This window comes from Amycolatopsis sp. NPDC114484 (assembly GCF_055633755.1).
Window position 1 is genome coordinate 140711 of record NZ_JBVKDQ010000001.1, and the last position, 13430, is coordinate 154140.

14 protein-coding genes are annotated in these 13430 nt (G+C 67.8%); 8 read left to right on the plus strand and 6 right to left on the minus strand.

Going from position 1 to position 13430, the window contains the following annotated elements; genetic code table 11:
- Nucleotides 1-1242: 1242 nt before the first annotated feature.
- Together ACZ7SW_RS00685 and phoU are read left to right on the plus strand one after the other, a co-directional pair.
- Nucleotides 1243-2634, plus strand: a complete 1392-nt coding sequence (locus tag ACZ7SW_RS00685; RefSeq protein ID WP_470229215.1) for an LCP family protein — start codon at nucleotides 1243-1245, stop codon at nucleotides 2632-2634.
- Nucleotides 2635-2717: 83 nt separating this feature from the next.
- Nucleotides 2718-3392 (plus strand): phosphate signaling complex protein PhoU, encoded by a 675-nt coding sequence (gene phoU, locus ACZ7SW_RS00690; RefSeq protein WP_470228334.1) that lies wholly within the window; start codon nucleotides 2718-2720, stop codon nucleotides 3390-3392.
- Between the two features lie 113 nt (nucleotides 3393-3505).
- Here phoU and pstB read toward each other — a convergent pair whose 3' ends face one another.
- The 6 genes from pstB to ACZ7SW_RS00720 all read right to left on the minus strand — a co-directional run bounded on the left by pstB (nucleotide 3506) and on the right by ACZ7SW_RS00720 (nucleotide 9332).
- Nucleotides 3506-4282 carry a phosphate ABC transporter ATP-binding protein PstB gene (pstB, locus tag ACZ7SW_RS00695; RefSeq protein WP_470228335.1) on the minus strand — a complete coding sequence of 259 codons (777 nt, stop codon included), beginning with the start codon at nucleotides 4280-4282 and terminating at the stop codon, nucleotides 3506-3508.
- Nucleotides 4283-4285: 3 nt separating this feature from the next.
- Entirely contained in the window at nucleotides 4286-5200 is a 915-nt protein-coding gene (gene pstA / locus ACZ7SW_RS00700; RefSeq protein ID WP_470229216.1) for a phosphate ABC transporter permease PstA, read from the minus strand.
- A gap of 2 nt (nucleotides 5201-5202) precedes the next feature.
- The gene (pstC, locus tag ACZ7SW_RS00705; protein ID WP_470228336.1) at nucleotides 5203-6123 is read right to left on the minus strand and encodes a phosphate ABC transporter permease subunit PstC; all 921 of its coding nucleotides are present in this window, start codon (nucleotides 6121-6123) and stop codon (nucleotides 5203-5205) included.
- Between the two features lie 184 nt (nucleotides 6124-6307).
- Complete coding sequence (gene pstS / locus ACZ7SW_RS00710; protein ID WP_470228337.1) at nucleotides 6308-7438, minus strand: phosphate ABC transporter substrate-binding protein PstS; 1131 nt, start codon at nucleotides 7436-7438, stop codon at nucleotides 6308-6310.
- A gap of 240 nt (nucleotides 7439-7678) precedes the next feature.
- Complete coding sequence (mshD, locus tag ACZ7SW_RS00715) at nucleotides 7679-8578, minus strand: mycothiol synthase (RefSeq protein WP_470228338.1); 900 nt, start codon at nucleotides 8576-8578, stop codon at nucleotides 7679-7681.
- A gap of 22 nt (nucleotides 8579-8600) precedes the next feature.
- Nucleotides 8601-9332 carry a winged helix-turn-helix transcriptional regulator gene (locus ACZ7SW_RS00720; RefSeq protein ID WP_354745946.1) on the minus strand — a complete coding sequence of 244 codons (732 nt, stop codon included), beginning with the start codon at nucleotides 9330-9332 and terminating at the stop codon, nucleotides 8601-8603.
- Nucleotides 9333-9506: 174 nt separating this feature from the next.
- Here ACZ7SW_RS00720 and ACZ7SW_RS00725 point away from each other — a divergent pair, with 174 nt between their 5' ends.
- The 6 genes from ACZ7SW_RS00725 (at nucleotide 9507) to ACZ7SW_RS00750 (ending at nucleotide 13274) form a co-directional block, all read left to right on the plus strand.
- Nucleotides 9507-10409, plus strand: coding sequence for an LmeA family phospholipid-binding protein (locus ACZ7SW_RS00725; RefSeq protein ID WP_470228339.1), 903 nt, complete (start codon nucleotides 9507-9509; stop codon nucleotides 10407-10409).
- 5 nt (nucleotides 10410-10414) lie between these two features.
- On the plus strand, nucleotides 10415-10858 hold the full coding sequence (locus ACZ7SW_RS00730; protein WP_470228340.1) for a thioredoxin domain-containing protein: 444 nt from the start codon (nucleotides 10415-10417) through the stop codon (nucleotides 10856-10858).
- A 395-nt stretch (nucleotides 10859-11253) separates the two neighbouring features.
- Entirely contained in the window at nucleotides 11254-11688 is a 435-nt protein-coding gene (locus ACZ7SW_RS00735) for a DUF4395 domain-containing protein (protein WP_344266159.1), read from the plus strand.
- 28 nt (nucleotides 11689-11716) lie between these two features.
- Entirely contained in the window at nucleotides 11717-12553 is an 837-nt protein-coding gene (locus ACZ7SW_RS00740; protein WP_470228341.1) for a sulfurtransferase, read from the plus strand.
- Nucleotides 12553-12858 carry a DUF1416 domain-containing protein gene (locus ACZ7SW_RS00745; RefSeq protein ID WP_470228342.1) on the plus strand — a complete coding sequence of 102 codons (306 nt, stop codon included), beginning with the start codon at nucleotides 12553-12555 and terminating at the stop codon, nucleotides 12856-12858. The genes ACZ7SW_RS00740 and ACZ7SW_RS00745 overlap by 1 nt, the downstream gene beginning before the upstream one ends.
- Before the next feature lie 119 nt (nucleotides 12859-12977).
- Nucleotides 12978-13274, plus strand: coding sequence for a hypothetical protein (locus ACZ7SW_RS00750; RefSeq protein ID WP_470228343.1), 297 nt, complete (start codon nucleotides 12978-12980; stop codon nucleotides 13272-13274).
- Nucleotides 13275-13430 lie beyond the last annotated feature (156 nt).

Below are 13430 nucleotides of genomic sequence, written 5' to 3' on the forward strand. Positions count from 1 at the left end.
GCGCAGCGGATAGCTGGTCCTGACTCGGCGGCGCTACCGACGCCCGACGAGCACCGGATGGCTAGCCCCGACTCCGCTCAGCGGATGCCTGGTCAAGACTCTGGCGGGCACCCGGTACCTGGGCCGGAATCGGGCGGGCAGCGAATGCCCGGTCCGGCACGGCGACGGGTGGCTGGTCCGGAGTTGGGTGGTCCTGAGTCGGCAGCGATGCCCGACGGGCCGCGAACGCCTGGCCCCGCACGACGACGCGCCGCAGGCCCCGAATCCGCTGGGCAGCCCATGGCTGGCCCCGAATCGGCGGCAATGCCCGGCGCACCCGACCCCGCACGGCGACGCGCGGCAGGTCCTGAGCCCGTTGGTCAACCGATGGCTGGCTCCGAGTCAGCAGCGATGCCCGGCGCACCCGGCCCCGCACGGCGACGCGCCGAGCCCGCTGGGCAACCGATGGCTGGCCCCGAGCCAGCAGCGATGCCCGGCGCACCCGACCCCGACGGACCGCGCCCGGCACGACGACGTGCGGCAGGCCTCGAGCCGATGGCCAGTCCCGCATCGGCGGCAATGCCACTGCCGAGCGGGCCTGACGGGCAGCGCGCGACTGGGCAGGACTCCGGTGGGCACCGGGTGCCCGGTCCGAACGCGCCAGGTCGGCGGGCAGCGGGTGCTGGGCGGCGACCCGGTGGACCTGGTGGACCTGGTGGCGTCGACGGAGTTCCCGCGGAAGCCGGGGACGAGTTCGAGCGGACCCAGCTCACTCCGGCGCTCGAGCCGGATCGGTTGCGGGGCAAGCCGGGCCAGGGGCGGAATGGGCAGGCGCCGCGCGGGGGTTCGCGGGGGCTCGAGCAGACTCAGCTCAGTCCGGCGCTGGACGGTGACGGTTCCGCGATCGACAGCGCCAGTCCGCAGGGTGGGCCCGAGCGTCAGCGGCCGCGGCGTGCGCCGGTCGCGGCGCAGGATCCGGAACGTACTCAGCTCGGCCCGGCGCTCGACGGGAAGAGTGATCGGACGCAGTTCACGCCGGTCAAGGGGCTCAGTCTCAGCCCGGCTCAAGATCCGGAACGTCCCGTTGATCTGGAGCGGACTCAGCTCAGCCCCGGCATCGATCCGGAGCGCACCCAGCTCAGCCCGGCGGTCAAACCCGACGCTGATCCGGAGCGCACTCAGCTGAGTCCGGCGGTCGAGGGGCCGAACGGCAAGCGGCCGCGGCGTGCTCCGGCTAAGCCGGCCGCGGCGGTGCGTGCCGAGATGGATCCGCTCACCATGACCGACGAGATGGAGGTGATCGACGAGGCGACGCAATACCGTCGCAAGATCGATCACAGTCTCGCCCGGTTCTCGGCCGCGCATGACGACGCGGCGGCGGAAGAGGCGAAGCGCCGGGAGCGGCGGGAGCGGCTCACTACCCGGTCGATGGCGTTGTTCGAGCAGACTCGCACCGCCTTGCAGCGGGTTGTTTTGCTCGACAAAGAAGACGAAGAGGAAGAAGAAAAACCCGCCGAGCAATCCGAGCAGACGCGGCTGCAGGAAAAGAAGCAGCGGCATATCGCGCGCAACGTCCGGATCGGGCGGATCGCGTTGGTCGTGGTCGTCGTGCTGATCTTCGTCGCCACCGGAGTCGCTTGGGGAGCGGTCACGTGGTTTGACGCCAAGTTCGCCTCGGTCTCCGCACTGGACGAGAACTCTTCCGACATTCAGAACGCCGACGCGCAGGCCAACGACGAGAACTTCCTCATGGTCGGCTCCGATTCCCGGGACGGGGCCTCGTCGGAGGAAAATGTCGGGGACGCGGCCAATATCCCCGGCGCGCGGTCGGACACGGTGATGGTGGCGCACGTTCCCGCGGACCGGAAACGGGTCGTCGTCGTCTCGTTCCCCCGGGACCTCGAGATCGACCGTCCGGATTGCAACCGGTGGGATCCGGCCAAATCGCAGAACACCGACGAGGTCGTGCGCGAGCAGAAGATCGCGAAGCTCAACACCGCCTACGCGGTCGGCGGGCCGCAGTGCATGACGAAAGTGATCCAGAAGATCACCGGACTGCGGATCAACCACTTCGTCGGCATCGACTTCAACGGATTCAAGGAAATGGTCGACGCGGTGCACGGGGTGACTGTGCACAACGAGAAACCGATCGACGACACCACGCTCGGCAAGGTGCTGACCGAAACCGGCGACGTCACGATTTCCGGCGAGCAGGCGTTGAGCTACGTGCGCGCCCGGCACGTCATCGGCGACAAGACCTCCGACTACGGCCGGATCAAGCGGCAGCAGGCGTTCATCGGCGCACTGCTCAAGAAGGTCATGTCTTCGGATGTCGTGCTGGATCCCGGAAAATTGTCCGGCTTCATCACCGCGTTCGCGCACGCCACGTTCGGCGACAACCTCGGCGTGCAACAGATGATGACGCTCGCGCAGTCGATGCGCGGGCTGGACCCGGCCAACATCAACTTCCTGACCGTGCCCACCGTCGGCCTGCCGAACAAGCGCGGCAACGAAGTACTGGTCCAGGAAAAGACCAAGAGCCTCTTCGACGCGTTGCGCGACAACACGCCGCTTCCCGGCAACCAGCCCGCCGGAACCGCGGCCAGCGCACCGCCGGCCAACGCCGATTCGCGCAAGAACACCAACACGGGCTGATCATTCGGATTCGTTAGGCGGGGTTCACATGCGGTTCACCCAGCGATGCGGTATTCGGCCAGTCCACGTCGTAGGGTGTGCTCATGCGTGAGGCCTACCATGTCGAACTCGATCAGCTCGCCGAAAACCTGGCCGCGATGTCGGTCCAGGTTGCCGACGCCATGGAGCGGGCCACCAAAGCACTGCTGGAGGTCGACCTCGGCCTCGCCGAGCAGGTGATCAGCGACGACGCGAAGGTCGACGACGCGCGCGCCGAATGCGAGGAGCAGGCGTACGCGCTGCTCGCGCTACAGGCCCCGGTCGCGACCGATCTGCGCACCGTGCTCGCCGCCATCCACGCGGCGGAAAGCCTGGAGCGCATGGGAGATCTCGCCCTGCACGTCGCCAAGGCCGCCCGCCGCCGCCACCCCGATCCGGTGCTGCCGGAAGCGGTCAAGCCGTACTTCGCCGAGATGGGCAGCGCCGCGGTCGGGCTCGCCCGCCAGGTCGAGGCGATCATCAAGACCAAGGACGTCTCCGCCGCCAAGGATCTCGAGGCCGCGGACGACCAGGTCGACGACCTGCACCGGCACCTGTTCACCGTGCTGATGGACCGCGAATGGCCGCACGGCGTCGCGTCCGCCGTCGACGTCACGCTGCTCGGCCGCTTCTACGAGCGCTACGCCGACCACGCGGTGTCCGTCGCCAAGCGGATGATTTTCGTGGTCACCGGCCGGATGCCGGGCTACGGCACCGACGACGAAGACCTGACCATCTGAGCTACCACCAGCGAAACCGCCACCCGGGCCAAGCGCGGGTGGCGGTTTCTTAATACCCGAAAGTAAAACGGCCGCCCTGGCGAGGAAAACCAGGGCGGCCGTCCACAGTGGAATCAGCCGAAGCGGCCGGAGATGTAGTCCTCGGTGGCCTTCTCGTCCGGGTTGGAGAAGATCTTCTCCGTGTCGTTCAGCTCGATCAGCCGACCGGGCTGGCCGACGCCGGCCAGGTTGAAGAACGCGGTCTGATCCGAAACCCGCGCCGCCTGCTGCATGTTGTGCGTCACGATGACGATCGTGTATTCCTTCTTCAGCTCGCCGATCAGGTCCTCGATCGCGAGCGTCGAGATCGGGTCCAGCGCCGAACACGGCTCGTCCATCAGCAGCACGTCCGGCTGCACCGCGATCGCCCGCGCGATGCAGAGCCGCTGCTGCTGCCCGCCGGAAAGGCCACCGCCCGGCTTGTTCAGCCGGTCCTTGACCTCGTTCCACAGGTTCGCGCCGCGCAGCGCCCGCTCGGCGATGTCGTCGAGCTGCTTGCGGTTCTTGGTCCCGCCAAGGCGAAGCCCGGCCACCACATTGTCCTTAATGGACATCGTGGGGAACGGGTTCGGCCGCTGGAACACCATGCCGATGGTGCGGCGCACCTGCACCGGGTCCACCGCCGAGGCGTAGATGTCCTCGCCGTCGAGCAGCACCTGCCCGTCGACCCGCGCACCGGGAATGACCTCGTGCATCCGGTTCAGCGTGCGCAGCACCGTCGATTTGCCACAGCCCGACGGCCCGATGAACGCGGTCACGTTCCGCGGCGGGACGTTCAGCGTGACGCTGTCCACCGCGTGGAACTTGCCGTAGTAGATGTCCAGGTCTTTGACGTCGATTCGCTTGGCCATGACTCACTTCTTCTTCGGGGCGACGATGCGGGAAAGGACCGTGGCGAGCAGGTTGATCACGGCGATGATGAGCACCAGGGTGAGCGCGGCTCCCCAGATCCGGTCGAAGCCGACGCTGCCGGGGTCCATCGAGTTGGTGGCGCGTTCGTTGTTCATCACCAACGGCAGCGACGCCTGCTCCCCGCTGAAGATGTTCCAGTTGACGTAAGACGTGTAGCCGACGAGCACCAGCAGCGGCGCGGTCTCGCCCATCACGCGGGCGAGCGCCATCATGATGCCGCCGAGAATGCCCGACAGCGCCGTCGGAAGCACGATCTTCATGATCGTCTTCCACTTCGGCACGCCCAGCGCGTAAGAAGCCTCGCGCAGGTCGTCCGGCACGATCCGCAGCATCTCCTCCGACGAGCGGACGACCACCGGAATCATCAGCAGCACCAACGCCAGCGACACCGCGAACCCGCTGCGCGGCAGGCCGAGCGTGGTGACCCACAGCGCGTAGATGAACAGAGCGGCCACAATGGACGGAACACCGGACAGGATGTCCACCATGAACGTGGTCGCCCTGGCCAGTTTCCCGCGGCCGTACTCGACGAGGTAGATCGCGACCAGCAGGCCGATCGGCACCGAGATGACCGCGCACACCACACCCTGCAGCAGGGTGCCGATGACCGCGTGCAGCACGCCGCCGCCGACCTCGTCGCCGAGCACCGAACCGAAGTCCTGGCCCCACCAGTTGCTGTACGGGATCCGCTTGACCCCGTTGGCGATCACCGTGTACAGCACCCACACCAGCGGGATCACGGCGACCAGGAACGACAGCCACACCAGCACGGTGGCCACGCCGTTTTTGACCTTGCGGGCCGCGCTCACCTGCTGGAAAGCCGGTGTCGTCGCGGGCCGTTCGAGGGTGGTCGACACGGTCACTCCCCCTTCTTGCCGACGATCGAGCGGGCGGCGAAGTTGACCAGGAACGTCAGCACGAACAGCACCAGACCGGCCGCGATGTAAGCGCCGGCCGAGGTCGGGTTGTTGAACTCGCTGTAGTTCTGGGCGATCTTCGAGGCGAACGTCGCGCCGCCGTCGAAGAGGCTCCAGTCGAAGTTGCGGCCCTGCGGGATCAGCAGAATCACCGCCAGCGCGATGGTTTCACCGAGTGCGCGGCCGAGACCGAGCATCGACGCACCGACGAAACCGGCCTTGCCGAACGGCAGCACCGTGGTGCGAATGACCTCCCAGCGCGTGGCGCCGAGCGCGAGCGCGCCCTCGATCTGCGCGGTCGGCGTGCGCTCGAAAACCTCGCGGGTAAGCGACGTGATGATCGGCAGGATCATCACCGCCAGCACGATTCCGGCGGTGAAAATGGTGCCGCGCACGTTCGGCGCGATGTTGCCCGGCGCGAAAATCGGAATCCACGAGAAAGTGCTGTTGACCCACTCGGAAAACGGCTCGATCGCGGGCGCGAACACGAGAATGCCCCACAGGCCGAAAATGATCGACGGCACCGCGGCGAGCAGATCCACGACGTAGGCGAACGGCCGGGCCAGTTTCGACGGCGCGTACTGGGTGAGAAACAGCGCGATGCCCAGCGAGATCGGCATCGCGATGATCAGCGCCACCAGCGAGGTCGCCACGGTGACCTCGGCGAGGTCGGCGATGCCGAACGCCATGTTCGCCGGGTCGTTCGTCGACCACCCGTGGTTGAACAGGAAGTTGACCTTGTCCGCCTTCAGCGCCGGAATCGCCTGGACAACCAGGAAAATCCCGATCAAGGCGATCAGGGCGACGACGAAAATCCCGGCCCCGGTGGTCAGGTTCTGGAAGATGCGGTCACCGGCTCGCACCTTCGTCGGCTTCTTCCGCGCGGGGGGCGCTTCGGGCGCCGGCGCGGGTGGCTTGTCCGAAATCGGATCCTCCGGGAACGCTCGGGCGGACGACGAACGCCCACCGGGGTCGCCGGTGGGCGTTCGCGTCGAGGATTGGTCGCTCATCGACAGTCTCTGTCAGCCTTCGTACCAGTTAGGCGGTTCAGGAAATTTCCTTGACGGCCTTCAGCACCTTGTCCTGCAGGCTCTGCGGGATCGGCACGTAGCCCTTGGCCGACAGCGGCTGCTGGCCGTCGGTGGCGGACACCGTCAGGAACGCCTTGACGGCCTTCGCGACGTCCGGGTTCGAGTACTTCGAGCACACGATCTCGTACGTGGTCAGCAGCAGCGGGTAGGCGCCCGGCACGTTGCTGGAGTAGATGCCGTTGAGGTCCATCGCCAGGTCGTTGGTGCCCGGGTGGGCGAACTTGGCGGCGTCCAGCGACTTGGCCACGTTCTCCGCGCTCAGCTCGACGCCGCCGGAGCCGCTGTCGATCTTGGCCGGGGTGACGCCGTCCTTGGCGAACGCGCTCTCCACGTAGGTGATCGAGCCGTCGGCGCCCTTGACGGTGCTCGCGACACCGTTCGAGCCCTGCGCACCGTTGCCGACGCCGCCGGCGAACTTCTTGCCCGCGCCCTGGGTCCAGACGTCCTTCGCGGCCGCGCCGAGGTACTTCTGGAAGTTGTCGGTGGTGCCCGACTCCTCGGAGCGGGAGACGACCTGGATCGGCTTGTCCGGCAGGTTCAGGCTCTCGTTGCCCTTGACCGCTTTGATGGCCGGGTCGTTCCAGTTCTTGATGCCGCCGTTGAAGATCTTGGCGATGACCTGCGGGGTGAGCGTCAGCTTGTCCACCCCGGACAGGTGGTAGCCGACCGCGATCGGGCCGACGACCAGCGGGATGTTCAGCGCGGGCGAGCCGCAGCGCTTGGTGGCGGCCTCGAGGTCGGCGTCCTTGATCGGCGAGTCCGAGCCGCCGAAGTCGACCTGATTGGCGTTGAACTGCTTGACGCCGGCGCCGGAACCGGTGCCGTTGTAGTTCACCTTCTGGCCGGAGCACTTCTTGGCGTAGGCCTGGTTGAACACCTCGATGGCGTTCTTCTGCGCGCTCGAGCCCTCAGCGGACAGCGGGCTCTTGCCCCCGCAGTCGACGTTGGCGGTTCCGGTGGCGGCGGGAGCGGCGGAGTTCGAGCCCGAGCCGCTGTTGGACGCCGAAGGGTCGGAGCCACAAGCGGCGAGGACGAGCGCGGCGCTCGCCACGATGCCGACGGCACCCAGGGGCCGCATGATCTTCACTGCATTTCCTCCACTCGGAGATGTGCCTTTTTGAATCCGGTCGGGATTGGCGGCGGGTTGAGCCGCACCGGAACCGGACACTAGGCAGCCTCGGTGGACGGTCGTCCTTGGTTGTATGAACGGAAGGTGAACAAGTCACCGTTTGTGAGCAGGACTACTACCCCGAACGGGTGCCGTGGCCTGCTCGTGACCTGCCAGTACGCAGAAAGTAACACGGGTCACCGGAGGCGTCGACCGTGATCACTCACCGTACTGGACGTCGGTCTCGAAACACTGGAACCCCAGCTTGTTGTACACAGCCAAGGCCGCGGCGTTGTCGCCCTCGACGTAGAGGATCACCCTCGGTAGCCCCCGAGAGCGCAGGTAGCGGAGTCCGGCTAAGGTCAGCGCCTTGCCTAGGCCGCTACCCTGAGTAGCAGGATCGACGCCGACTACGTAGACCTCCCCGACCGGGTCTCCGTCGAACCGGCCGGGCACCGGGTCGTGCACCTTCGTCCAGTGGAAGCCGACGACCTCGCCGCTCTCGTTCTCCGCGAGGAAGAATCCGGCCGGGTCGAACCAGGCCAGCCGTTCTTCGGCGCGCACCTCGTCGGCGGTCAGCGCGCCCTGTTCCGGATGCCAGTCGAACGCGCGCGCGTTGACCGCGACCAGCGCGTCCTCGTCCTGTCCGGGAACGAAAGCGCGCAGCCGGAAACCGTTGTGCAGCACCGGTTCTGGCCAATCCGCGCCCGAAACCTCGACGTGCAGGATCAGCAGTTCACGCTGCCGGCCGAGGCCGAGTTTCGCCGCGATCGCCGCCGCACCAGGGTGATCGCCGTGCGCCCACACCCGGAATCCCGCGTCGGCGCGTTCGGCCAGCGCCCGCGCGAGCGCGGTACCGACGCCGCGACGCCGGAAATCCGGGTGCACGAAAAGCTCCGCGACCTGATGGCCGTGGGAATCGCCTTCGGTATCAAGGTGAACGTATCCGGCTGGCGCGCCGTCAAGGCGGGCGAGGAGGTGCAGTCCGCCCTCGAAGTCGTGCGGCAACGGCCCGGTCGCGTCGACCTCGGGACGTCCGTCAGTCGCTTTGGCCGCGAGCAGCACTTCGCGCACCGCGTCGTCGGGATCGGTCGTCCAGTCGCCAAGGTCGATAGCCACGAACCGACCTTACCGGCGAAAGTCAGCGGGAGGTCAGCTCCGAAGCGTCGGACGGAACGGCGACCACCGGCTTCGCGCCCTTCGCCGGCCGCTCGAACTTGTAGCCGACGTTTCGCACAGTGCCGATCATCTGCTCGTGCTCCGGGCCCAGCTTCGCGCGAAGCCGCCGTACGTGGACGTCGACCGTGCGCGTGCCGCCGAAGAAGTCGTAACCCCACACTTCCTGCAGCAGCTGCGCGCGGGTGAACACCCGGCCGGCGTGCTGGGCGAGGTACTTAAGGAGCTCGAACTCCTTGTACGTCAACTCAAGCGTGCGACGACGCAGCTTCGCCGTGTACGTCGCTTCGTCGATGACAAGATCGCCTACGCGCAGCTCGGCGTCCGCCTGCAGGCCGATGCCGTCGCGAGTGGTGGCGAGCCGCAGCCGCGCGTCCACCTCCGCGGGACCCGCGGTGGGCAGAAGAATGTCGTCAGTGCGCCATTCGGCGTTGACCGCGACCAGACCGCCTTCACCGACGACCGCGATGACCGGGGTGCCCGATTCGTCCTCCGCGCCCTTCAGCAGACGGCACAGGCTCTTCGCGGAGGCGAGGTCGCTGCGCGCGTCGAGGAGGATGACGTCCCGGTGGCCCGCGTCGAGCAGGGCCGTCACTTCCGGTTCGCGTACGCGTACGGTGTGCGGCAGCAGGTCCAGCGCAGGTAGTACGGAGGTAGCGTCGAGTTCCCCCGTCAGCACCAGCAGGTCCAAGCTCATGATCCGCACCGCCTTCAGATTCGTCGCCTCGAACGTGGCGTCGGTCGGTGCTAAGTGAGAATAGCGGGTGAACACCCCGGCACCTAGCTCGTGCTGGATCGATCACACCTGGCCTAACAGCCAGGGCGTGACCCGCACCACGACGAAATCCACCCGAACAGGAGAACCGAGGCGATGGCGAGCAGGCCCGTGACCCGGGACGACCGACCGGCCCCGAACCCCGGCGGCGGCCGCCGCGGCAGGCGCGTGCGACGGTGGCTCATCGTGCTGGGAGTGCTGGTGCTCCTGCTGGTCGGTGCGGATTTCGGAGCGGCGGCCTTCGCCGAGCACACGATCTCGCAGAAGGCCCGCGCACAGCTCGGGCTGAGCGACGATCCGTCGGTCACCATCCACGGCTTCCCGTTCACCGTGCAGGCGCTCTCCGGTGACTACAGTCACATCACCGTTTCCGCCGACGGCGTGCCGGTCGGCAGCGAACTTCGCGACCTGCGCGTGAGCGCCGAACTCGAGGACGTCATCGCGCCGCTGTCGGACCTCACCTCCGGCAACACCAAGGCGGTGAAGATCGGCAAGCTCACCGGCGCGGTGACGATCAAGGCGGCCGACCTCGCCCGGGTCTCGCCGCTGAACAAGATCCAGAACCTGAAGATCGAGCAGTCGACCCAGGCGTATGTGAAGTACGGCGACACCGAGCAGGGCAAGCAGCCGGACCCGACGCCGACCAACGCCGACGGCGAACCGGCCGACGGCACCAGCGCGGGCCTGCGGATCTCCGGCGACGTGCAGGTGGCCGGGCAGAAGGTCGAGATCTTCTGCTTCGCGCTGATCCAGCTCAAGGAGAAGTCGATCTCGATCGTGCCTTACCGGTTGCAGTTCGGGAATGACCAGAGCACCACGATCGTTCCGGAAGCTGTGCAGAAAGCTCTGTTGCCGAACTTCCGGGCGAGCATCAACACGGCCCGGCTGCCGATGTCCGTCACTCCGACCGCGGTCCGCGTGGACAGCGGTTCGGTGACGCTCAAGGGCGAAGCGCACGACGTGAACTTCTCCGACCTGTCCACCAACCACGGAGGCTGATCCCGGTGACCGGAGTGTGGGTGCTGCTGGCGACGCTGGTCGTGGCGACGGCCGCGGGCCTGGTCCTGCGCGCCCGCAACGGCCGGATCCGCGCGGCCAAACCGGCCGCCGCGACCCGCACGGCCAGCACGCTCCCCGCTCCGGTCGCCGCGGCCCTTGATCCGGAATCCGCCGTCACCCTGGTGCAGATCTCCACCACGTTCTGCACCCCGTGCCGGCACACGCGGGCGATTCTGTCGTCGCTCGCGGAGAAGACCGACGGCCTGCACCACGTCGACCTCGACGTCACCGAACGTCCCGAGGTCGCGCAGGCACTGTCGGTGCTCAGCACGCCGACCACGCTCGCGCTGGACCCGGAAGGCCGGGAACTGCTGCGCGTGGGCGGCGTGCCCAAGGGCCCTGAGCTGCTGGAAGCGCTCCGCCCGCATCTGGCCGCCGCTCCCCGCTGAGCCGCGCCGCCCGCACACCGCTTCCGCAAAGGTCTGTCAGGGGAACCCTCTCGGACTCTGAGTCCCGCACGGCCCCGCGCACCAGGCCATCGGTCCTGGGAGCGAGCGCTGCTCGGCTGGCCGCGGCGGTTGATTCTCAGGATCCGGACCTCGTCCCAAGGAATGAACATGGTTCCGAGAGCGAGCGAGCCTGGGTACCCTCCCCCCTGTGGACGAGCTGCCCATCACCCTCCTGACGCAGCGCCGCGCGGTCGATTTCTGCCGCGTGCGCAGCAGCTTGTGTCTGCCTTTTTCCGGCCGGCGCTGAAGCACGTCTCGCGCCGTTCCCCAGCTCCATCCGTCTTCGCCGCGTGCTGTCCGCACGCCCTTCCCCTCGCACCGAGCAGGAGGAACCCATGTCCGCCGGACCGGCCGTAGACCCGCGAGGTCCCAGGTTCGCCGCGATCGTGACCACGGTGGTGCTCGCCGTCGTGCTCGTCACGCAGTGGTGGCCGTTGCTCGCACTGCAGACCGTGGTCTTCGCGATCGGTGCGTTCGTCGGGCTCAAGCCCGCGCCGTACTCGGTGCTGTACCGGCTCGTGGTCGCGCCGCGGCTCGGGCCGCCGACCGAACGCGAGGACGCCGCTCCGCTGCGGTTCGCCCAAGCGGTCGGGTTCGTGTTCGCGCTCGTCGGCACGATCGGCTTCGCGACCGGCGTGACGCCGCTCGGCGTCGTCGCGACCGCGTTCGCGCTCTTCGCCGCGTTCCTCAACGCGGCGTTCAACTACTGCCTCGGGTGCCAGGTGTACCTGCTGATCAAGCGTTTCAGCCCCGCGCGGGCGTCCTCGTAAAACCCAACCCAGAAAGAGAGTCCGCTCCATGAGCCGAGAAGACGTCCTGGTCACCACCCAGTGGGCCGAGGAAAACCTGGACACCCCGGGCGTGGTGTTCGCCGAGGTCGACGAGGACACGACCGCCTACGACAACGGGCACATCCGCGGCGCGGTGAAGCTCGACTGGCGCAAGGACCTCCAGGACGGCGTCCGCCGCGACTTCGTCAACAAGGAAGGCTTCGAGAAGCTCCTGTCGGAGAAGGGCATCTCGAACGACGACCGCGTGATCCTCTACGGCGGCAACAACAACTGGTTCGCCGCCTACGCGTACTGGTACTTCAAGCTCTACGGCCACGAGAACGTACAGCTGCTCGACGGCGGCCGCAAGAAGTGGGAGCTCGACGGCCGCGAGCTGAACTCCGACGAGGTCAAGCGCGAGGCCACGACCTACCAGGCCAAGGAGCAGGACCTGTCGCTGCGCGCGTTCCGCGACGAGGTCGTCCAGTCGATCGGCGCGAAGAACTACATCGACGTGCGCTCGCCGGACGAGTTCTCCGGCAAGCTGCTCGCCCCGGCACACCTGCCGCAGGAGCAGTCGCAGGTGCCGGGCCACATCCCGGGCGCGCTGAACGTGCCGTGGGCGAAGGTCGCCAACGAGGACGGCACCTTCAAGTCCGAGCAGGAGATCAAGGACCTCTACGCCGAGGCCGGTTACGACGAGGGCAAGGCGACCATCGCCTACTGCCGCATCGGCGAGCGTTCGTCGATCGCCTGGTTCGCCCTGCACGAGCTGCTCGGCCAGGCGGACGTGAAGAACTACGACGGTTCGTGGACGGAATACGGTTCGCTGGTCGGCGTTCCGGTCGAGTTGGGAGCTAAGTGATGGCAGACGGCTGCAGCGCACCTGTGCAGGAAGCGACCCCGGCGGACTTCGACACCAACGGCCAGGTCGTGCTGGCGGGCAAGGTCACCGGCACCGAGGGACCGGTCGGCGGCGCGTTCGTCCGGCTGCTCGACGGCGGCGGCGACTTCGCCGGCGAGGTCGTCTCCTCGGCCGACGGCGACTTCCGCTTCTACGCGGCCGCCGGGTCCTGGACGGTGCGCGCACTGCACCGCACGGGCAACGGCGAGGCCAACGTCACCGCGGAAGGCCCGGGCCTGCACCAGCTGGCCATTTCGGTCGCCTGACAACGCCTGATCTACGGTCCGTGAAGGGCCCCTTGCGGGAATCTGATTCCCGCAAGGGGCCCTTCACGGCTTTCCGGACGCTTGACCTCAAGGCGGCTTGAGGACCCAAGCTCACGAGGGTGTCCCAAACGAAAACCGTTGTGCGGAGCCCACTCCTGGCCGTCGCCGTGTTCGTCGGCAGCTTCATGGCGTTGCTCGACGCGAGCGTGGTGAGCGTCGCGCTGCCGACCATTCAGCGCGAGCTGCACGCCGAATTCACTGACCTGCAATGGATTGTCGTGTTTGATGGCGCCGGCTTCGCCGTCGCGGGCGGGATCGCCTGCAAGTCGGCGTTTGGCGGGCGCGGCGCACCCGGCCGGGGGCCGGTCACACCGCCCCCGCCAAACGCCGACACGATCCCGCGGTCGGGTGAGTGAGGTTGCCCGGCTTGGGTCGCCTCGGGCCCCGACGGGACCCAAACGCGGGATCGCGTCGGGGGGGTTGGGGGGGGGGTAGCCCGGCGCCCGGGGGGGGGTTGTGTTCCCCCCCCCCCCAACCCTTCGGGGAGGCCCCCCCCCCCACCCAACCCCAAC

What these genes read in the sequence shown, in the direction of transcription:
- ACZ7SW_RS00685 (WP_470229215.1), top strand. Translation starts at nt 1,243, where the DNA reads ATGGATCCGCTCACCATGACCGACGAGATGGAGGTGATCGACGAGGCG.
- phoU (WP_470228334.1), top strand. Translation starts at nt 2,718, where the DNA reads ATGCGTGAGGCCTACCATGTCGAACTCGATCAGCTCGCCGAAAACCTG.
- pstB (WP_470228335.1), bottom strand. Translation starts at nt 4,282, where the DNA reads ATGGCCAAGCGAATCGACGTCAAAGACCTGGACATCTACTACGGCAAG.
- ACZ7SW_RS00720 (WP_354745946.1), bottom strand. Translation starts at nt 9,332, where the DNA reads ATGAGCTTGGACCTGCTGGTGCTGACGGGGGAACTCGACGCTACCTCC.
- ACZ7SW_RS00725 (WP_470228339.1), top strand. Translation starts at nt 9,507, where the DNA reads ATGGCGAGCAGGCCCGTGACCCGGGACGACCGACCGGCCCCGAACCCC.
- ACZ7SW_RS00735 (WP_344266159.1), top strand. Translation starts at nt 11,254, where the DNA reads ATGTCCGCCGGACCGGCCGTAGACCCGCGAGGTCCCAGGTTCGCCGCG.
- ACZ7SW_RS00740 (WP_470228341.1), top strand. Translation starts at nt 11,717, where the DNA reads ATGAGCCGAGAAGACGTCCTGGTCACCACCCAGTGGGCCGAGGAAAAC.
- ACZ7SW_RS00745 (WP_470228342.1), top strand. Translation starts at nt 12,553, where the DNA reads ATGGCAGACGGCTGCAGCGCACCTGTGCAGGAAGCGACCCCGGCGGAC.